Source organism: Brevibacterium sp. K11IcPPYGO002 (assembly GCF_050920635.1).
Taxonomy (GTDB): domain Bacteria; phylum Actinomycetota; class Actinomycetes; order Actinomycetales; family Brevibacteriaceae; genus Brevibacterium.
Genome location: NZ_CP131929.1, coordinates 4,089,712 through 4,109,383, shown reverse-complemented (window position 1 = coordinate 4,109,383; position 19,672 = coordinate 4,089,712). Strand labels below are relative to the sequence as shown.

At 63.9% G+C, this 19,672-nt stretch carries 14 protein-coding genes; 8 read left to right on the top strand and 6 right to left on the bottom strand.

Annotation, left to right across the window (positions count from 1 at the left end):
- Positions 1 to 97 precede the first annotated feature (97 nt).
- Genes QYM46_RS18740 through QYM46_RS18725 form a run of 4 tightly spaced genes read right to left on the bottom strand, consistent with a single transcriptional unit; the run spans position 98 to position 7,059 of the window.
- Entirely contained in the window at positions 98 to 2,623 is a 2,526-nt protein-coding gene (locus tag QYM46_RS18740) for a virulence factor MviN (protein WP_432790184.1), read from the bottom strand.
- Between the two features lie 22 nt (positions 2,624 to 2,645).
- Entirely contained in the window at positions 2,646 to 4,265 is a 1,620-nt protein-coding gene (gene murJ / locus QYM46_RS18735; RefSeq protein WP_432790183.1) for a murein biosynthesis integral membrane protein MurJ, read from the bottom strand.
- A gap of 3 nt (positions 4,266 to 4,268) precedes the next feature.
- Complete coding sequence (locus QYM46_RS18730) at positions 4,269 to 6,626, bottom strand: DUF6049 family protein (RefSeq protein ID WP_432790182.1); 2,358 nt, start codon at positions 6,624 to 6,626, stop codon at positions 4,269 to 4,271.
- Positions 6,571 to 7,059: an NUDIX domain-containing protein gene (locus QYM46_RS18725; protein WP_135808011.1), complete on the bottom strand. Its 489-nt coding sequence runs from the start codon at positions 7,057 to 7,059 to the stop codon at positions 6,571 to 6,573. Before QYM46_RS18725 ends, QYM46_RS18730 begins: the two co-directional genes overlap by 56 nt.
- Positions 7,060 to 7,199: 140 nt before the next feature.
- Between QYM46_RS18725 and QYM46_RS18720 the strand changes: the two genes are divergently transcribed.
- From QYM46_RS18720 to rplI, 8 genes are all read left to right on the top strand, one after another.
- Positions 7,200 to 8,675 carry a CCA tRNA nucleotidyltransferase gene (locus QYM46_RS18720; protein WP_432790181.1) on the top strand — a complete coding sequence of 492 codons (1,476 nt, stop codon included), beginning with the start codon at positions 7,200 to 7,202 and terminating at the stop codon, positions 8,673 to 8,675.
- Positions 8,676 to 8,783: 108 nt separating this feature from the next.
- A complete protein-coding gene (locus QYM46_RS18715) occupies positions 8,784 to 10,490 on the top strand; it encodes an AMP-binding protein (RefSeq protein ID WP_432790180.1) in 1,707 nt (568 codons plus the stop codon).
- Positions 10,491 to 10,771: 281 nt separating this feature from the next.
- Positions 10,772 to 13,165, top strand: coding sequence for a transglycosylase domain-containing protein (locus tag QYM46_RS18710; RefSeq protein WP_432790179.1), 2,394 nt, complete (start codon positions 10,772 to 10,774; stop codon positions 13,163 to 13,165).
- Positions 13,166 to 13,181: 16 nt separating this feature from the next.
- The gene (locus QYM46_RS18705; protein WP_432790178.1) at positions 13,182 to 14,624 is read left to right on the top strand and encodes a hypothetical protein; all 1,443 of its coding nucleotides are present in this window, start codon (positions 13,182 to 13,184) and stop codon (positions 14,622 to 14,624) included.
- 109 nt (positions 14,625 to 14,733) lie between these two features.
- On the top strand, positions 14,734 to 15,024 hold the full coding sequence (gene rpsF / locus QYM46_RS18700; RefSeq protein ID WP_025779601.1) for a 30S ribosomal protein S6: 291 nt from the start codon (positions 14,734 to 14,736) through the stop codon (positions 15,022 to 15,024).
- Positions 15,025 to 15,058: 34 nt separating this feature from the next.
- Positions 15,059 to 15,685 carry a single-stranded DNA-binding protein gene (locus tag QYM46_RS18695; RefSeq protein ID WP_432790177.1) on the top strand — a complete coding sequence of 209 codons (627 nt, stop codon included), beginning with the start codon at positions 15,059 to 15,061 and terminating at the stop codon, positions 15,683 to 15,685.
- Between the two features lie 47 nt (positions 15,686 to 15,732).
- Complete coding sequence (gene rpsR, locus QYM46_RS18690; RefSeq protein ID WP_025779604.1) at positions 15,733 to 15,972, top strand: 30S ribosomal protein S18; 240 nt, start codon at positions 15,733 to 15,735, stop codon at positions 15,970 to 15,972.
- 16 nt (positions 15,973 to 15,988) lie between these two features.
- The gene (gene rplI / locus QYM46_RS18685; protein WP_025779605.1) at positions 15,989 to 16,447 is read left to right on the top strand and encodes a 50S ribosomal protein L9; all 459 of its coding nucleotides are present in this window, start codon (positions 15,989 to 15,991) and stop codon (positions 16,445 to 16,447) included.
- 551 nt (positions 16,448 to 16,998) lie between these two features.
- Here the strand turns inward: rplI and QYM46_RS18680 are convergent.
- Complete coding sequence (locus QYM46_RS18680) at positions 16,999 to 18,333, bottom strand: Dyp-type peroxidase (protein ID WP_432790176.1); 1,335 nt, start codon at positions 18,331 to 18,333, stop codon at positions 16,999 to 17,001.
- A 14-nt stretch (positions 18,334 to 18,347) separates the two neighbouring features.
- Positions 18,348 to 19,661 (bottom strand): iron uptake system protein EfeO, encoded by a 1,314-nt coding sequence (gene efeO / locus QYM46_RS18675; RefSeq protein WP_432790175.1) that lies wholly within the window; start codon positions 19,659 to 19,661, stop codon positions 18,348 to 18,350.
- Positions 19,662 to 19,672: the final 11 nt, after the last annotated feature.

Below are 19,672 nucleotides of genomic sequence, written 5' to 3'. Positions count from 1 at the left end.
TTCTATCTGCTGTGCGCGGCGCGCCGCGGAGTGGCGCACTCAATGACATTCGTATCTATAACGGTACGGTGCCGAGGACTATTCCGCACCGGTCGGCTCAGAAGAACCTCACGGAGCTGATGGTGGCCTTGAAGCCGCCGTCGGTCTGCGGCAGTTCGGTGATCCAGAGGATGAGCTTGTCGGTCTCGACCTCCTCATCGAAGTTAACGGTGACAGCGCCGTCGGCATCGAAGACGCCTTCGCCGATGACTTCTGCGTTCTCCGGGTCGTCTCCGTTGCGGATCTCGAACTTGCCGCCCGAATTCCCCGATGCCACCTTGACCTTGCTGATGGTGGTCTTGTCTTCGAACTCGAAGAGCAGACCGAGACCCGATTTGAGATTGCCGAAGCTCGCCGAGTTGTACCGGTCGGTGTTCCAGGACCCTTCGGTCTTGGGAATGACATTCGCGGTCTCACTGTCGTGTTCCGATCCATCGCCCTCGGGATCGAGAGATTCGACGTTCTCGATCTTCGGCGGATCGGCCTGCGGAGTCTTCTTCTCTTCCGTCTTCGTCGGCTGCTCGCTCGGTGCCGAAGTTTCGGACACCGGGGTGGACTCCTCGTCTCCGGAATTGAATCCGATGATGACGATGCCGAGCACGATTGCGGCCACGACTGCGAGAGCGAGAACCAGCCATAGGAAGGGCTTACGAGTGGCCGCGGGATCACGCTCGTCGGGACCTGTTCCTCTCGAACTGCTGCTTGCACCGCCGGAAGCAGCACTGCCGCCAGCACCACCGGCGCCAGCACCTCCTGCCGCCGCGGCAGCAGCGGGTGCGGAGCTCGCACCCGCTGAACTGGACGACTTCGCTGCACCGCTGCCTGCGCCGGCAACGACTGCTGCGCCGGCAACGCCTGCTGCTGCCCCGGCGGCCTTGTTCCGGTTCTGCGCAGACGCAGCCTGTGCTGCATCGGTGGAATCGCTGTGCTGCTGGCGGGGTTTCCCGGCCTTGCGCTCGGCCGGGCGGACCGACGAGGAGCTCCCGGCCGCCTTGGTGGTGGGCTCACCGACGGCGCGCTGATCATCCACTGCACTGCGATCATCCACGGCATCCGGGGACAGCCGACGCATCTCCTTCGGCGGAGCCGCAGCATTGGCTTCCTGCTGACGGGCGCTCGAACTCGCCTCGAGGGCGGCAAGACGCCTGCGCGCCTCGTCCTCCTTGGCCTTCGCAATCCGACGTTCCCGTTCATACTCACGTCGCTGATGCTCGCGCTGCTGTTCGTTGGTTTCGAACATGCCGCCGAGGAACCAGGAACCGTCGTCCTCGTCCTCGTCGTTGTCCATGATCACGCGGGTATCGTTCTCATCACCCTCGTCATCGTTGTCGGGGACGATCTCAAGCGCCTGAGTATCAGGATCCGAATCGTCTTCGCGACTCATGATCGGGGTCGTGAGGTTCTCGTCGTATTCGTGCTCTGCGTACTCCGAATACTCCGAATACGTCTGCTCCGGCTGCCATTCCTCCCAGTCCTTGGCGGCGCTGTCGAGCTGCTCCTTGGCGATCGGGAAACTCGAGGCTTCGCGCATCTGCATCCGGTCGGCATACCGGCCCGTGGTGCGTCCGACCACTCCGGCAGCCAACCCCCGAGTGCCCGGACGGGTGATGCCGATACGCACGAGGGCGGCCTGCACCTGATCTTCACTCGCGCTGGCCGAACCGTCAGGACCGGGCCCGATCGTCTTCGAACGAGGTGCGGGCAGGCTGGTGGCTTCATCGAAGCTGCGCGGCGACTGATCGAACAGGTGCTCGTTCTCCGCGACAGGAGCACGATTGACGTAGCGCAGCAGTTCGGGATCCCAGGAGTCGATGTAGCCGAGGACTTCGGCGACCGAACCCGGGCCGGGATCCGAACCTGTGATGATGCCGCTGACGAAATCATCGAGTTTGTCAGGGACGTCGGGGTTGAGCGCCTGCGCCCGGGCGATTCGGGCATTCTCCTTCTCCGCAGGAGGAATGCCGTCGAATGGCTCCTCACCGGGCCAGAAACCGGTCAGAGCCGCATAGAAGAGCTGAACGAGAGCCAGGGCGTCCCGCCGTGACGCCTTCGTCGGCGTGTAGTCCTTCTGCTCGACGAGCCCGGTGTCCAGCGCCAGTGCCGCATCGATGCCGATGCCCGCGATGACCACCGCACCCTTCGAGGTCAGACCGACCACGCTCGGCCGCAGGAACATATGGAACAGGCCCCGTCTGGCCGAGGTCACGAGGGCCGATCCGACCTCTCCGATGAGCGCGCACGCGGCATCGACGGGCAGCGGCGAACGCGGCAGGATCTGGTTGAACGGCGTCACCGCGATGCGCTTGATGACGATGTAGTCCAGCCCGTTGGAATGACCGACGTCGAGCGTCGGGGCGATGCGAGGGTCGCCGAGGATCGATACGCGACGGGCGGCTTCGAGAACGTCGTTGGAGCCATCGGCATCGGCGACGAGGATGAGCACGGGGTCATCGAGGATCGCATCGAGACCTGTGCAGACGGCACCGACCTCGGGTTTTTCGGGAAGCCACCGGCGGTCGACGGTCGATACGACATAACGGCCGGCCACCACCATGCCGGGTTCGATATCGATCAGGGCGACCACCTCCGGTGGGGATTGACGGGGCTCAGGCTGTTTTTCTTAGTTTTCCAGCAACCACGCCAATAATCGAATGCAACTCTCTGACTCTGAGCAAATAACAAGCTCCGATGAAGAACAGGAGCATCACGACGCCGACGACGGCCGTGGTGATGAACGCCTGCCAGCGTCCGGCCAAGGCGAAGTCCGGGAAGAAGTAGAGCAGACCGAAACCTGCCCCACCGGCAATGATCGCCGCGAGGAGGAACTTCACATGTGACGTGAGGATCTCACGCAGATCGATGGCGCCGAGGCGCTTCTTCAGGACCGCGAACGAGATGATCATGGCCATGAGGTATCCGAGGCTCATGACGAGACCGATGATCGCCACCGTCACCGACTTCGGGAAGATCGTGGCCGAGAGCACCGCCAGGGACTGGAAGACGATCTGCGGCAGCTGGATGAGGAACGGAGTCTTCGCGTCCTCATAGGCATAGAAGACGCGCTGCGCGAGATAGTTCGCGCTGAACGGAATGAGACCGAAGACCATCGTGATGATGACCAGCCCGATGGCTGTGGCCTGCTCTCGTCCCTCACCGGCGATGATCATCGCGACAGGGGTGGCGAGAACGATGAAAGCCACGGCGGCGAAGGAATTGACGAACCCGACCATCCGCACACCCATGGAGAAGTCGCTGACGACGGCTTCGGTGTCATTGTTCGCCGCGTCCTTGGCCAGGGAGGTGAACAGAGCCGTGGCGAGAGACACCGCGATGAGCGAATGCGGGAGCATGAACACGAGGTATGCGGTCGTATATGCGGCGTTCGAGGCGTTTCCATCGCCGGGGATCGATGCCCCCGAGGCGACACGGGAGATGACGAGGAAGCCGATCTGACCGATGAGCATGGCCGAGAACGTCCAGAAGGCGACCTTGCCGGCCGAGCCGAGTCCGACCCCGCGGAACCCGAACGTCGGCTTGTACTTGAAGCCGATGCGCTTGAGCGGCCAGATGAGGATGAGTGCCTGAGCCGCGACACCGAGAGTGGCCGTGCCTGCGATGAGGGCGATCTTGTCCGGGGTCCACGTGTCGAGATCGTGTGGTGAGGCGTTGTTCGTGCCGAAGATGAGGATGAAGGCAGCGAGTCCGGCGATTGCCACGACGTTGTTGAGCACAGGCGCCCACATATAGGGGCCAAACGACGACTTCGCATTGAGCACCTGGCCCAGCAGCGTGTAGAGGCCGTAGAAGAACAGCTGGGGCAGACACCAGAAGGCGAAGGCGGTGGCCAGGGCCATCTGCTCATCGCTCCACCCCGACGAGTAGAGCCACACGAGCAGCGGCGCCGCAGCGGTGGCGATGATGCTCACGCCCGCGAGGAGCAGGAACGACAGGGTGAGCAGCCGGTTCGTGAAGTCGGCACCGCCGTCTTCCCGTTTGGAGGCACGGACGATCTGCGGGACGAGCACGGCATTGACCACACCCCCGGCCAGCAGCATGTAGAGCGTATTCGGAACCTTGTTCGCGATGTCGAAGGCATCGGCCTGCACCGCGGTGACACCGATCGCAGTGGCCAGCATCGAGGCCTTGACGAAACCGAGTGCACGCGAGGTCATGGTGCCGGCTGTCATAATCGCTGAGGACCGGGCCAGGGATGAGAAGCTGGACACGCTCTACCTCTTTTCGTTCTCGTCGGTCGTGGCGCGGGCCATCGCGTCGGCCAGCTGCTGTTCAGGGATCTTCGGTCGCCCGCGCGAAATGGTCTTGATCAAGCCGATCACGAACACGACGGCCAGGCCCAACCCGATCACAGCGGTGCCGATGTTCTCCCAATCGGCGCGCACCCGAACCATGAGTGATTCCTGCTCGGGCAGGACCACCTCGTCGGCGGTGACCATTTCTATGGTCGTCGGCACATCGGCGTTGGCCAGGCCTTCGACGGGCACATCCACACGCATCGTCTCCGCGGCGGGCACCTTCACGGTCTCCGTCTCCTGCGCCCGCAGCTGCGGAGTCTTCGGCTTCATCCTGATCCGCAGGGTCGCCTCGGCCGGGGAATCATTGACGATCGTCACCGGAATCGTCGTCTTCTCACCGGTGACGAGAAGGACGGACGACCCTTTGCGCAGACGCAGGCTGTCCATGAGCTTCTCGCTCTGCTCACGGGCCTGACCGGCGCAGATGTTCGCGTTCCGGCCCAGGGTCCACGCCGCCGAGGTGCAGGAGAGAAGCTCGCGGTCGAGTCGGATATCGGCGCTGTCACGGTCGCTGAAGACGGTGTTGAAGTCCTCTTGATTCGCTCGGGTCTCGGCCAGTGATCTCACGGCCCTCTTCCGGATGTGCGGAGCGTCGGAATCGGTCCGCAGCAGTCCGCGCGCTTCGGAACCGGAGTCGAGGATCTCATCGACACCGGTGGGGGCGATCCACGGTGCCGAGCTCAGTTCCTCGACGGTCTGTTCCCAATTCGCCGAGGCGGCCGCGCGCGGGAGCGGAACGAACAGGCTCCGCGAGCGGTAGGGGGCCTCGGATTGGATCACAGCAGACTCAGCGACGAGTTCGGACAGTGCCCCGGCAGGGTTGTCCTCGGCGATGACCTCGGCGCTCATGTCCGTGAGCTTCGTATCGGAGATGAGGGTGTCGATCGTCGACTCCCCGTCATCGGTGATCGTCGTCTGCGAATGCGCATCATCGTGGATGCCGGTGATCGAGGGCTGCTGAGCATCGCTGATGATCGCGGTGGAATTGCCCGACTTCTTCAGCGCTCGCAGCCCGTTCTTCGTCGCGCTCCCTGCCACGGGCCAAGCGATGTCCGTGCGGGCATCGGGGAAGACGTCTTTGACGATCTCGCGCTGCTTCTGAGCGAAGGTGCTCAATCGGTCGATCTTCGTCCCGCGCAGCGCACTGAGGTCGGGATCGCCGTAGGGCAGAGCGACGACCGTGTGCTCCTGTGCCGCGTCCACGAAGTCCTGATACCAGGAGCCGAGACGCTTGCGTTGGTCTTCTGCGGCTTCGAGCTCGGCACCGCTGGAATCGGCATCGTCGTTCTCGGGTGCCCCGACAGGCGGCGACTGGGTCGCTTCACCGTCGCCTTTGTCGGGGTCTTCCGTCTCCTCCGGAGCGTCGGCGGACGGAGGTTCGGCGATTGCGGCTTCGAAGGAGGCGATGACTCGCGGGTCGATCGCCAGAGCGAGCTCTTTGTGCTCCAGCAGCTTCGCGATCGTGTCGAGCGAGCCGCCTTCAGCGATGGCGGAATCGAGCCGGTCGGCGGGGATGAGTCCGCCTTCGGAATGGCCGGGCAGGGTGACGGGAGCGAGCAGGCTGATCTTCGTCTGATCGAACTTCGGCTCCGGGTACCACGTGGTGAAGCCGAGGGCAGAGGCTCGCAGACCGGTGTCGTCGCCGAGTTGGACCGCCAGCCCCCGTGGCCCCCATTTGCTCACGGGTGAGGACGTGCTCAGGTCGAGGTCGTCGGCGGGCACACGGAAAGTGAACTCTGCGGTGGCGCCGGGATCGATGGTGTCGTCGAACGAGGTGTCGAGAGTGCTCCCCGAGGAGTCATCGGCGTCATTGTCCTTCTTCGCCTTCTTCCTCGCCTCGGGCCCATCGTGTTCGAGGTCGGCGACGGTCCGGTGCTGTGCCTGTCCCTGCTTCCAGGAGGTCAGGCGGGATTCGGAATCGAGCTTGCGGGTCGACATCTGCAGACTCAGGCTCGGCTTCTCGACCGCCTTCTTCGTCGTGTTCGAGATCTTTCCCCGCACGGTCAGCGTGCCATTGTCATCGACCCAGGGAGTCACCTCGTCGAGGGTGATCGAGACCTCGTCCTTGTTCGCACCGGTGCCCGCGTCGGTGCTGGCACCGGTGCTGGCAGCGGCCGGAGCGGCATTGATCAGCGAGTATGCGAAAACCGGCCCTGCGAGCAGCAGGAGCGTGCTCAGCAGGGCGGTGAGGAATCGCAGTCGGCGGATGGGAATGGTTTCACTGCTCCAGTCGGGACACCATCGGTCGGGCGGCGGCGACGATTCGGCGCTCATTGGCGAAAGAGAGTCGCGAACGCAGGTCATTGAAGGGCACCCACGCCGCATCGATCGCTTCTTGGTCAGGATCATTATCCACGGTCAGAGTTCCCGACTGTGCACGCAGCAGGAAATGGTGGACGAGTTTGTGGATCCGGATTCCGGTCACGGTGAACCAGTAGTCGACGGTTCCCAGCGGGCAGATGATCTGCCCGGCGATCCCGGTCTCCTCTTCGACCTCACGGCGGGCCGCCTCGGCGGGGGTCTCCGTTCCCTCGAGATGTCCCTTGGGCAGGCACCATTCGATCCGTCCGGCGCGATTGATGCGGGCGATGACGGCCACGGCCAGCAACGGGTGAGAGAAGTCGACAACGATGCCACCGGCGGAGATCTCCTCCACTGTGGTGCGGCGGGACGTGCGGGGTCCCGGCTTGGGCATCGGTGTGGTCATTCTCCTACCTTAGTAGGCGAAGCTTGGAAGTTTCGTGTCATCGCCTCCCGGTAGGCTTATGGAGACCGGAACTCGCGCCTGGATGCGGGAGGTGAGTTCCCGTGGGCAAGAGCAGAAATCTGAAGAACCGAAGGAGCTCGGTGGATCCGCAGACCGCGCACAACCGACTGCACGACAAGCTCGATGAACTCGAGCACATCCTCGGCTCGCTGGGTCAGAGGTTCTCCTCAGCCGGTTTCGAACTCGCCCTCGTCGGCGGTTCCGTCCGTGACGCGCTGCTCGGCCGGCCCATGCCCGACCTCGACTTCACCACCGACGCCCATCCCGATGACATCCTCGGACTGATCTCCGACTGGGTCGACACGCACTGGGACATCGGGCGCGAATTCGGCACCATCGGGGCCGTGAAGTCAGGGGTGCAGATCGAGATCACGACCTACCGAGCCGAAGCCTACGAGGAGGATTCGCGCAAACCGGTGGTCGCCTTCGGCACGGACCTCGACGCCGACCTCGTCCGCCGCGACTTCACGATCGGGGCGATGGCGATCCGTCTGCCGTCGAAGACCTTCGTCGACCCGCATCAGGGATTCGACGACCTCATCGCCGGTCGCATCCGCACCCCCGGTACGGCAGCGGACTCGTTCTCCGATGATCCTCTGCGGATGATGCGCGCGGCTCGATTCACTTCCCAGCTCGGGCTCGATCCCGTGGCTGAGGTGGAAGAGGCGATGACGGCGATGGCCGATCGGATCGAGATCATCTCCGCCGAACGCGTCCAGGTCGAACTCGTCAAACTCATCACCGGCATCGATCCGGTGGCCGGAATCGACCTGCTGGTACGCACCGGCATCGCCGACCACGTCCTCCCCGAGGTGTCCGGCCTGCAGCTCGAGACCGACGAGCATCATCGGCACAAGGACGTCTACCAGCATTCGCTGACCGTGCTGCGGCAGGCCGTCGAACTCGAGAGCCGATATGCCGCGGCCCAGGAGGAAGCCGGAATGGCCGACGACGATCCGCAGCGCCTGCGCGTGCCGGACTTCGTCGTCCGCTTCGCGGCGCTCATGCACGATGTCGGCAAACCCGCGACTCGGCGCTTCCAGCCCGGCGGAGCCGTGACCTTCTACCATCACGATGCGGTGGGAGCGAAGCTCACGGCCAAGCGGATGAAGGCGCTGCGCTTCGACAAGGACACGACGAAGGCGGTCGGCCGCCTCGTCGAACTGCATCTGCGCTTCTACGGCTACGGCGATGCCGGGTGGACGGATTCGGCGGTGCGCCGCTATGTCACGGATGCCGGGCGGCTGCTCTCGCGTCTGCACATCCTCACCCGCGCGGACGTGACCACCCGCAACAAACGCAAAGCCGACAGGCTGGCGTTCGCCTATGACGATCTGGAAGAGCGCATCGAAGCCCTGGCGAAACAGGAGGAGCTCGATGCGATCCGACCGGATCTCGACGGCAAGCAGATCATGGCGATCCTCGACATCGAACCATCGCCGCTGGTGGGCAAGGCCTACAAGCATCTGCTCGAGCTGCGGATGGAACACGGGCCACTCGGCCCCGAACGCGCCGAGGCGGAACTGCGGGAATGGTGGGAAGCCCACGGTCAGTGATCGACCCCCGCCTGCCCACCGGCTGATCAGTGCTGGTAGCTTCAATATCGTTTAGATTTGTGTGTGACGTCACAGGCTGTGACGGTGGCGATAGATGAGGAGACCACAATGACAGTGACCGAGGAGTTCCGTGCGTCCCGAGACAAGCTGATCGAGCTCCGCAGCGACTACGAGGCCGCCCGCGAACAGTTCGAATGGCCGCGTCTCACACACTTCAACTTCGCACTCGACTGGTTCGACAAGATCGCCGAGAACAACGACAAACCGGCCCTGTGGATCGTCGAGCAGGACGGAACTGAGGGCAAGTGGAGCTTCGCGGAGCTGTCGGCGCGGTCGAACCAGGTGGCGAATCATCTCCGCCGGGCCGGGGTCAAGCGCGGCGACCACGTCATGGTCATGCTGAACAACCAGGTCGAGCTGTGGGAGACGATGCTCGCCGGCATCAAGCTCGGTGCCGTGCTCATGCCCGCCACGACACAGCTGGGCCCCATCGACCTCACCGACCGGGCCGAGCGCGGTCGGGCCGAGTTCGTCGTCGCCGGCGCCGAGGATGCCGCGAAGTTCGATGACGTCGATGTCGAAGTCGTGCGCATCGTCGTCGGCGGGGAGCCCACCCGCCAGCAGGACTACAGCTACTCCGATGCCGATGACGAGAGCACCGAATTCGACCCTCAGGGCAGCTCGCGCGCCGATGACCTGATGCTCCTCTACTTCACCTCGGGCACCACCTCGAAGGCGAAGATGGTCGCCCACACCCATGTCTCCTACCCGGTGGGTCACCTCTCGACGATGTACTGGATGGGCCTGACACCCGGCGACGTCCACCTCAACGTCGCCTCGCCCGGGTGGGCCAAGCACGCCTGGTCGAACATCTTCACCCCGTGGATCGCCGAGGCCTGCGTCTTCCTGTACAACTACTCGCGCTTCGACGCCAACGCCCTCATGGAGACGATGGACCGCGTGGGAGTGACGAGCTTCTGCGCCCCGCCGACCGTGTGGCGCATGCTCATCCAGGCCGACCTGGGCCATCTGAAGAATCCCCCGTCGAAGGCCCTCGGCGCCGGCGAGCCCCTCAACCCCGAGATCATCGATCGCGTCCACAGCGAATGGGGCGTGCTCATCCGCGACGGGTTCGGCCAGACCGAGTCGACTCTGCAGATCGGCAACTCGCCCGATCAGGAGCTCAAATACGGTTCGATGGGCAAGGCCCTGCCCGGATTCGATGTCGTGCTCATCGACCCGGCGACCGGTGAGGAAGGCGACGAGGGCGAGATCTGCCTGCGCCTCGATCCCCGACCCATCGGCCTGACTACCGGATACTGGAGCAACCCGGAGAAGACCGCAGAGGCCTTCGACGGCGGCGTCTACCACACCGGTGACGTGGCCTCCCGGGATGAGGACGGCTACATCACCTATGTCGGTCGCGCCGACGATGTGTTCAAGGCCAGCGACTACCGACTCTCGCCCTTCGAGCTCGAAAGCGTGCTCATCGAGCACGAGGCCGTCGCCGAGGCGGCTGTCGTGCCGTCGCCGGATCCGGTGCGTCTGGCTGTGCCCAAGGCGTATGTCGTCGTCTCGAGCAAGTTCGAGGCCGATGCCGAGACCGCGCGGTCGATCCTCGCCTACTGCCGGGAGCACCTGGCACCGTACAAGCGCATCCGCCGCCTCGAGTTCGCCGAACTGCCGAAGACGATCTCCGGCAAGATCCGTCGCGTCGAGCTGCGGGCCCGCGAGGACCAGCTGCATCCGTTCAGCGGCGAGCCCGCCGTCGAGGGCACCGAGTACGCCGACACGGACTTCGACCTCAAGGGCTGAGCGCGAGGCTGCGCTCGTTCAAGCCGGTGGATCGTTGAATGTGAGCAAACACGCAACCGTCACAGTTGATTCTCCAGTCGTGAATTAAAATGCCTGGTGAGATGCCGAATGCAGGGTTTCTCTGAGAACCATTCGGTAACCTGGCAAGTCTGCAGGGCGTCAGGCTCAGCACTTTTTCATCCTCTACTAATGAATGCGTGCGAGACTGATTGGCGTCTTTGACCTTTTTCGGACCTCGTCGCCACGCATTGCGGCAGGCTGACTGACCTGGAGGACCTTGGGTGGCTAAGGGACAACATACAGCCAAGAACATCGGCAGGAATACGAAGAATCTGCTCAACTACCCCAGAGCGGGTGTGAGCGGATGGACTCGCTTCCTGCCGAGCATTCGCATACTCGTCGTCGGCGGGCTCAGCCTCGTCATCGCCCTGTGCGTGGCATTCGCCGTCGGGTATGCCGCAACGGACATCCCCGAGCCGAACCTCGAGGCCACCGGTCAGACCTCGACGATCTACTACAGCGACGGCAAGACTCCGATCGGCCAGTACAAGGTCGAGGACCGCAAGTCCGTGGAGATCGACGAGATCTCCGAACCCATGCAGAAGGCCGCGATCGCTGCCGAGGACACCTCGTTCTACGAGAACCGCGGCATCTCGATCAAGGGTCTCTCCCGCGCCGTCGTCGGTGTGGCCACGAACCAGTACGCGGGCGGCGGTTCGACGATCACCCAGCAGTACGTGAAGAACTTCTATCTCACGAACGAGCACTCGCTTGATCGCAAGGTCAAGGAGATGTTCATCTCGCTCAAGATCGACCAGCAGCAGTCGAAGGACGAGATCCTCGCGAACTATCTCAACACGATCTACCTCGGACGTCGTTCCTACGGCATCGAGGTGGCCGCACAGAACTACTTCGACAAGCCGGCCTCGGAGCTCAACGTCAGCGAGTCCGCTCTGCTTGCCGCGATGATCCAGCGCCCCGGTGCGGCCGACCCTTCGGACAATCCTGAGGCCTATGAGGACCGCTTCAACTATGTCGTCAAGAACATGGTCGACGAAGGTTTCATCACCGAGGAACAAGCCGCCAAGGTCGAGATGCCGACGGTGCAGAAGCAGAACAAGGAGTCCTCGCTGTCGGGCCAGAAGGGCTACATGTGGGACTTCGTCCGCCGTGAGGCGCTGGCGAAGCTCGACATCGACGAAGCCCAGCTCGACCGCGGTGGCTACAACATCGTCACCACCTTCGACAAAGACCGGATGAAGGCGGCCGAGCAGGCCATCAAGACCCTCCCGCAGGATCAGCCCGAAGGCATGCAGGCCGGGCTCGTCTCGATCGACCCGGATGACGGCGGAATCGAAGCCTTCTACGGGGGCAAGAACTACCTGGACCAGGCGTTCAATGCCTCGACTCAGAGCCATGTGCAGGCCGGTTCGACCTTCAAGCCCTTCGCCCTCGTTGCAGGGCTGGAGAACGGTGTGCGGTTGACGGACACCTATCCGGGCGCCAGCCCGACAACGCTGAACAACGACGGCACGCCGTGGCCGGTGCGCAACTTCGGCGGCTCGAGTTACGGCCCCGTCAGTCTGCTCAAGGCGACACAGTCCTCGATCAACACCGCCTATGCGGCACTTAACGTGCAGGTCGGGCCGGACAAGACCGTCGACGTCGCCGAGCGTGCGGGCTTGAGTGCGAATTGCACTGACAAGGAGATGGAGGCCGGCGACACCGGAGGCTGCTCGATCGGCCTGACTCCGAATCCTTCGAACGTGCTCGGTACGCCCAGCGTCAAGCCCATCGACATGGCTTCGGCATACGCAACCTTTGCGTCCAACGGCGTTCACCACGAGACCCACTCGATCAAGAAGATCACGAAGGGTGCCGAGGACGAAGAAGTGTACAAGGCCGAGACGAAGGGCAAGCGCGTCTTCGACAAAGCAGTTGCTGCTGAGACCTCGTATGCGTTGAGCCAGGTCGTCCAGGGCGGTTCCGGCAGCTACGCCCAGAATCTCGGGCGTCCCGCCGCCGGAAAGACCGGTACGACGAATGAGAACAAAGCAGCTTGGTTCTCCGGTTACACTCCGAACCTCGCGACGTCGGTCGTCCTCTACCGAGAGGTCGACGGCAAACAGCTGTCCATCGGCGCTTACGGCGGCCGCGGAGAAGTCACGGGCGGTTCGTTCCCCGTTCAGGTGTGGACGGACTACATGCAGACGGCTCTCCAGGGAGAGAAGGTCGAACAGTTCCCGGCCCGCGGCGAACTGCCCGATAAGCCGAAGCCGAAGAACTCGAATCCGGCCCCGGCTCCGAAGCCCGAACCGAAGGCACCATCGGGCAGCAACGACGGCAGCGACGGTGAGGACGAGTCTCCGAAGACCAAGGCTCCGATCGAGACTCCGAAGGACGACGAGGACAAGAACAAGGACTCCGACGGCGACGAGAAGGGCAAGGAAGAAGGCTCGAAGGACGGCTCCGACGGTAAGGATTCGGAGGACGGTTCGTCTGGTGACGGCGGCAATAACGACTCCGACAACGGCGGAGACGGTGATAATGGTTCCGAAGGCGGAGGTGGCTCCGGCGAGGGGGGCAGTGAGGACGGCAGTTCCGGCAACGGCCCCGGTAACGGTGGCGATTCTGAAGACGGAGGTTTACCGGTAATCCCGAGCCCAGGTGGCTGACCGGTAACCTCGAGTCATGCCATCGAAGTCCAGCACCCGGATCGCCGAGCCTCTGCTCGGCGGTCCGGTCGGCATTCACCTCGGTGTCGCCGGCCGCCGATTCCGCAGCGCGCAGGCCACTGCGCTGGCCGCGGTCCTCGGCATCACCACCTTCCTCGCCCTGGCGTTGCAGGGCCCGTGTCTGAGCTCGGGATACGAACAGCCGTCCGCCTCGGCGAGGATGTGCGCAGGACCCCTGTCCACGGCGTTCCTCGGTGACGTCAACCCCGAGGTGCTCGGTCGGGCGCACGGTGGAGCGGCGGCCTTGGCCCCATTGGAAGCTCGCCTGGTCGACCTGTTCCACCTGTTCACCGACGACGTCTCCCTGTTCATGGTCGGCGTGCTCCTGCTCAACACCGCAGGCATCGCGGCACTCGGCGCCGGACTCCTCGTCCTCGCCCGCTTCCGCGGGTGGCTGGTCGCGGTCTTCGCCTCCCCGCTCATCCTCTTCACGTTCGGCTCGACTCTCGACCCGCTCGCCCTGGCTCTGGCGGTGTGGGCTGTGGTCCTCTTCGTCGGAACGCCTCCGCTGCGCCCGCGCGGATGGTTGGCCGGTGTGCTGCTGGGCATCGCGACGTTCATCAACCCGCTCGCCCTCCTCGTCCTCCTGGCCCTGACCCTGGCCGGACCGAATCCGGCCCGGGGACTGAAGCCGCGCAATCCGCGGATGATGCTCGCCGCGGCCACGATCACCTCGGCGCTGCTGCTCGTCGTCGACCTGACCGCGATCGACCGGATCATCCATTGGTACTCCGACGCCGTCGACAGCGGATCCTTCGCCTCGATCCTGGTCATGGCCGAACTCGGCGACGTCTCCGTCTGGGCACCGCTGTGGATCATCGTCAGCGCCGGAGTGGTCCTCGCCGTCGCCGTCTCCCTCTACATGGTCCGCCGCACCGGCCTCGATCCGGCAGTGGCCGCCTGCCTGCTCATCGGCGGCTGCCTGCTGCTGGCACCGGGCCTCATGCCGTGGGACAGTCTGTGGCTGCTGCCCTTCATCGCCCTGTCCATCCGCCGCTGGTGGGTGCTCATCGTCTGGACCCTCGCCGAGGCGGTCTTCGCCGTTGCCATCCAACTCGGCGATGTGACCGGCTTCGAAGCCGACAAGGGACTCGACTCCACTTTCGTCGCCCTGTTCACCCTGCTGCGGCTGCTGGCCCTCGTCCTCGTCGTGATCATGGCCGGCGAGAACCTCTACCGCCGCGGTATCCGCGGTGCTACGGTCACTGCAGCGCCGCCTCGGCGAGGGGACGACGACGGCGCTGTCGACGATCGGGGACAGCCGCCTCGGCGAGGGGGCGAACCCGGGAACACGTCCACGGACGGGTCCAATCCGGGGCACGCGGATGATCGGGTCGTGGGACGTAAGGAAGAGCACGGATTCGGACATGACAGTCAGCGCACCGGTCGACTAGACTAGTGAGGTCTGTTCCCATTTCGTGACCATCACGGGACCGGGAGCGGGCGTGCATATACCCTCCTGCCATGGACCGACCATGGCCGCAAAGACCAGAGGAGGTGGGTGACATATGCGTAAGTACGAGCTCATGCTCATTCTTGATAACGACCTCGAAGAGCGGACGCTGGCTGACACCGTGAACAACCTGATCAAGGTTGTCCCGGCTGAGAACGGCACCGTCGACAACGTGGACATCTGGGGACGTCGTCGCTTCGCGTACGAGATCCAGAAGAAGTCCGAAGGCTACTACGTCGTGGTTGACTTCCACGCCGAGCCTGCAACGACCAAGGAACTCGATCGTCAGCTCGGACTCAACGAGTCCGTTCTGCGCACGAAGATCCTCCGCCCGGACGCCAAGTAAGGCATCTTAAGCTACCTCGCTTCAAGGAGATTCAATGGCAGGCGAAACAGTCATCACGGTCGTCGGGAACCTCACCAGCGATCCCGAACTGCGCTTCACACCGAACGGTGCGGCAGTCGCAAACTTCACCGTGGCCTCGACGCCGCGCATCTTCGACCGTCAGGCCAACGAGTTCAAGGACGGGGAGACCCTGTTCCTGCGCTGCTCGGTGTGGCGTGAAATGGGAGAGAACGTCGCCGAATCTCTGCAGCGCGGTACACGGGTCGTCGTTCAGGGCCGACTGAAGTCCCGGTCCTTCGAAACCAAGGAAGGCGAGAAGCGCACAGTCATGGAGCTGGACGTCGACGAAGTCGGCCCCAGCCTGCGACGCGCCACCGCCCAGGTGACGAAGAACAACCCCAGCGGCGGAGGAAACTTCGGCGGTGGCGGCGGCTTCGGTGGAGGCCAGGGCGGAGGCGGCCAGCAGGGCGGCTTCGGCAACCAGCAGTCCTCCGGTTGGGGCAACAACCCTCAGCAGGGCGGCCAGCAGGGTGGACAGCGCCAGGGCGGTTACAGCCAGGGCGGCAGCAACGCACCCGCCAATGACCCGTGGGCATCATCGAACCCGCAGAGCGGCAACGGCGGCTGGGGCAACCCCGGCGCCGATGAACCCCCGTTCTGATCCACGTCTTCACGACATTTCGAGACATTCGTTAACAGGAGATACTCATGGCAAAGCCAGAGATCCGGAAGCCTATCAAGAAGAAGGCTAATCCGCTCAAGAAGGGCGAAGCGGCGAACATCCACTACAAGGACACCGCTACGCTCCGTAAGTTCATTTCCGACCGCGGCAAGATCCGTGCACGTCGCGTCACCGGTGTGACCGTGCAGGAACAGCGCGTCATCGCAAAGGCCGTCAAGAACGCCCGCGAGATGGCACTTCTGCCCTACTCGAGCTCAGCTCGCTGATCGGAGGGAGACAGACATGCCTAACCGCAAAGTGATTCTGAACCAGGAAGTCGACGGCCTCGGTGCCGCCGGCGACGTCGTCGAGGTTCGTGCCGGATACGCACGCAACCTGCTTCTGCCTCGTGGCTGGGCTTCGGCCTGGTCCGCCGGCGCTGAGAAGCACATCGAGTCTCTGCGCAAGGCCCGCCAGGCCAAGCAGATCGCCGATCACGACGAAGCCATCAAGGTCAAGGGCGAACTCGAGTCGACCACGGCTCGCATCGACATGAAGGCCGGCAAGAACGGTCGCCTCTTCGGCGCCGTCACCCCTGCCCTCGTGGCCGAGGCCCTGCAGACCGCGACCGGACGCGACTTCGATCGTCGTCAGGTCGCCCTGACCGGTCACGTCAAGACCCCCGGCAGCTACAACGCTGTTGTGCGCGTCGGCGACGAGATCACCGCGAAGATCAAGTTCGAGGTCATCGGCAAGGCCTGATCGACGGCGTTGTCCGGACGTCTCTGCCCGGATGCCCTTGTCCGATTGAGTCGGACGTGGTGAGCGTCTGATCGACCCCACCACATCACCGCCGAGGCGGCACCTGAGTCCAGGTGCCGCCTCGGCGCTATTCATGGGGTGGGGTTCGGCTGTCGGAGCTGTGAGGGTGCGGCCGGCGATGTCTCGCTGCTGGTGCCTGCTCACCGTGGGCACTGACTCACGGTGGGCACTGAGCTGTAGACGACGTTGGGGGCTGCGGTCTGCACTGGAGGGCGGTCGAGCATCCATGTGTGTTCGCGGCAAAACGACGTGTCGCACCTATAACCTCGCGACAGCTGCATAACATCCCGTTGCACCTGTGCGTTGTGCGGCTGCCGGTGACAGATGCATTTGCAGTCGTAGGTTGTGCCTCTTGCGGTGACGGATGCTCGTGGGTCGCAGATGGAGGACATGACGCTTGCGGTGCGCAACGTCACTGGCGGTGTGGGGTACTGTGATTCCGCCCAGACGTTGCGGGGCGGGGCAACGGTGCGCGACAGCTGCAGGGTGGGTCAGGTGAAGAGCTTCTGGCCGATCATCGTGTCCCCGGTGCCGATGCCGGGCGGAATGGCGAACAGTGCCGAGGCTCGATGCTGCAGGTACTCGGTGAGCAGATCCTTCTGCGCCATGGCCTTGAGAATCGGATAGAAGTTCGTCCGCGGGTCCCGTACGAATGCGATGAAGAACAGCCCCGCGTCGAGGCGGCCGAGCGAGTCGTTGCCATCGGTGAAGTTGTATCCCCGGCGCAGCATCTTCGCTCCCTTGTGGTGTTCAGGAGCGACGATGGCGACATGGGACCGAGCGTCGATCGCCGGAGCACCCTCGGCGTTCTTCGCTGCGAAGTCGATGGGGGTGAACTCTTCGTCCGCGGCTGGTTCGGCCACGGACTGCGGGGCGCCATAGCGCTTGTCGCGGCCGATGATGTCCTCTTGTTCGGCCAAGGAGACTCGATCCCAGATCTCCAAGTACATGTGGATCTTGCGAGCCATGAAATACGTTCCTCCGGCCAGCCAGCCGTCAGAAGCCGGATCATCGCCGGACTGCACCCACAGGTGCGTGTCGAGTTCGCCGTCGGCGTCCTCGCTCTTGATGTTGTTCGTCCCGTCCTTGAACCCGAACAGGTTGCGCGGCGTCTCCTGCTGAGTCGACGTCGAGGAGGTGCGGCCGTAGCCGATCTGCCCCCACTTGAGCTTCGCAGTGCCGAAAGCGATGCGGGTGAGGTTGCGGATCGCGTGGACGGCGACCTGCGGATCATTGGCGCAGGCTTGGACAAGCAGATCCCCGTTGCTTTCGGAAGCATGGATGGCTTCATTCGCGAACTTCGGGACTCCGTCCTTGAGCACCTGCGGCATCTTGCTCTGCAGGCCGAAACGGTCCTTGCCTGCCTCGTCGACGAACAGGGTGGCACCGAAGCCGAAGGTGATCGTCAGTCCGCTGGCCGGATAGCCCCACACCTCACCGGAGTCCTTCGGCGGCAGTTCGGCATTCGCGTCCGGAGCACCCCCGACGAGGTCCCCGGCGCTCATCTGCTCGGCCGCAACCGTCCAATCCTCGAGGAGGCCGATGAGCGCCTGACGGTCCGCAGTCGTGACATCGAAAGCCACCGTATACATATTGTCCTGAGCGGGAGTGAGGATGCCCTGCTGCTTCTCGGCTCGGAACGGATAGCTGAGATGGACGGCGGAGTGCTTCTTCTCCTCCGCCCCGCGCACCGCACAGCCGACCGCACCACCGCCGACACCGGCGATGCCGAGCGCCCCGGCGGCACCACCGAGAGCGAAGAGCCGTCGCCGCGGAATCCCGCGGACAGTGCCGGCGGCGGAAGAGCTGTGCTCGTCAGTGCTCATCGAAGACCCCCCATTCAGCGCAGAATGGTGCCGCTGACCTGGGACAGCGGCTCACTCAATGCGTTGACGGCATCCGAGAGCTCCTGCTGAGCCTGCGTGTAGTCGGTGTCGTTCGGAGCTTCGCCGGCGTCCTTCTGCACGGCGGCGACCTTCGAGTAGTCCTCGTAGAGGATGTTGCCCTCGTCGTCCTTGCCGTTCTGGTACTTCTCGAGCACCGTCTTCACAGCGTCGAGGTTCGTTGTGATCTTCTTCGCGAGTTCGGGATCGTGGGCTTCGACGAGCTTCTCGACATTGCCATAGGCGACCTCGGCGCCTTCGACGTTCGCGTGGAAGTCATAGAGGTCGGTGTGCGAGAAGGTCTCCTCCTCGCCGCCGATCTTCGACAGCGCGACCTCTTCGAGCAGCGCGGACGCACCCGTGGCGACGTCGGAGAGCTTGAGCTCGAACTTGCCGCCGGCACCGTCGACCTTGCCGTAGACGAGGTCGTAGAGGGTCTTCGTATCCTCGTTGAGCTTGTCTGCGATCTTCTTCCGGTCCGCCTCGGAGGCGAACTTGTAGCCTTCGGCCTCATCCGTGAACAGGTCGGCTTCGATCCGGTGCCAGCCGGTCCAGTCGGCGAGCACCTCGGGGTCATTGGGCTTCTTCCCGGCATCGGTCGACAGGTCCTGGACCCGTGCGTCGAGCGATCCGTCGAGGTCACCGGCTTCTTTGATGCCGAAGGACTCGGCGGTCGGCTCGATGCGTTCGTAATGCTGACGCGCCAATGGGTAGAGGGCCCTCGCCTTCTCCATGTCGCCCGAGGTGTAAGCGTCGGTGAAGTCCTTCGTCGCATCGACGAGCTGTCCGACTTGGTCCTTGACGTAGCCGGTGTAGTTCGTGATCGCCTTGTCCTCGGCGGCCTGTGTGTCGCTGTCGACGGAGACGTCGTCGCCCTTCGTGACCACGAACTCCGCCAAGCCGACGAAGTCGCCGACCATGTTCGGCTTGCATGCCGTGTAGTACGTGCCTTCGTCGAGTGACGTGGTCACCGTGGTCGTCGTGCCCGGGCCGATGTTCTCCTTCTCGGACTCGATCTGAAGCTTGTTCTCGGCGAGGATCTCGAACTCGTTCGGTTTCGTGCCGTTGTTCGTCACGGAGAAGCTCACCTTGCCCGAGGGCAGAGTGGCGGGACTGACCTCGCAGGTGTCATCGGTGATCGTCACCGTGACGGCGTCGCCGGCTGCCGCCGCATCGTCCTTCTTGTTCGCCGGATTGTCGGTGCAGGCAGCAAGCGAGACAGCGAGCAGAGTGGCAGTGGGCAGAGCGATGAGCGCGGAATGGCGTTTCATGATGTCCTCGT

Excerpts from the sequence above, each read along its gene's own strand:
- QYM46_RS18730 (WP_432790182.1), bottom strand. The coding sequence starts at position 6,626 with ATGAGCGCCGAATCGTCGCCGCCGCCCGACCGATGGTGTCCCGACTGG.
- efeO (WP_432790175.1), bottom strand. The coding sequence starts at position 19,661 with ATGAAACGCCATTCCGCGCTCATCGCTCTGCCCACTGCCACTCTGCTC.
- rpsR (WP_025779604.1), top strand. The coding sequence starts at position 15,733 with ATGGCAAAGCCAGAGATCCGGAAGCCTATCAAGAAGAAGGCTAATCCG.
- QYM46_RS18680 (WP_432790176.1), bottom strand. The coding sequence starts at position 18,333 with ATGAGCACTGACGAGCACAGCTCTTCCGCCGCCGGCACTGTCCGCGGG.
- QYM46_RS18705 (WP_432790178.1), top strand. The coding sequence starts at position 13,182 with ATGCCATCGAAGTCCAGCACCCGGATCGCCGAGCCTCTGCTCGGCGGT.
- QYM46_RS18715 (WP_432790180.1), top strand. The coding sequence starts at position 8,784 with ATGACAGTGACCGAGGAGTTCCGTGCGTCCCGAGACAAGCTGATCGAG.
- QYM46_RS18695 (WP_432790177.1), top strand. The coding sequence starts at position 15,059 with ATGGCAGGCGAAACAGTCATCACGGTCGTCGGGAACCTCACCAGCGAT.
- rplI (WP_025779605.1), top strand. The coding sequence starts at position 15,989 with ATGCCTAACCGCAAAGTGATTCTGAACCAGGAAGTCGACGGCCTCGGT.
- QYM46_RS18725 (WP_135808011.1), bottom strand. The coding sequence starts at position 7,059 with ATGACCACACCGATGCCCAAGCCGGGACCCCGCACGTCCCGCCGCACC.
- rpsF (WP_025779601.1), top strand. The coding sequence starts at position 14,734 with ATGCGTAAGTACGAGCTCATGCTCATTCTTGATAACGACCTCGAAGAG.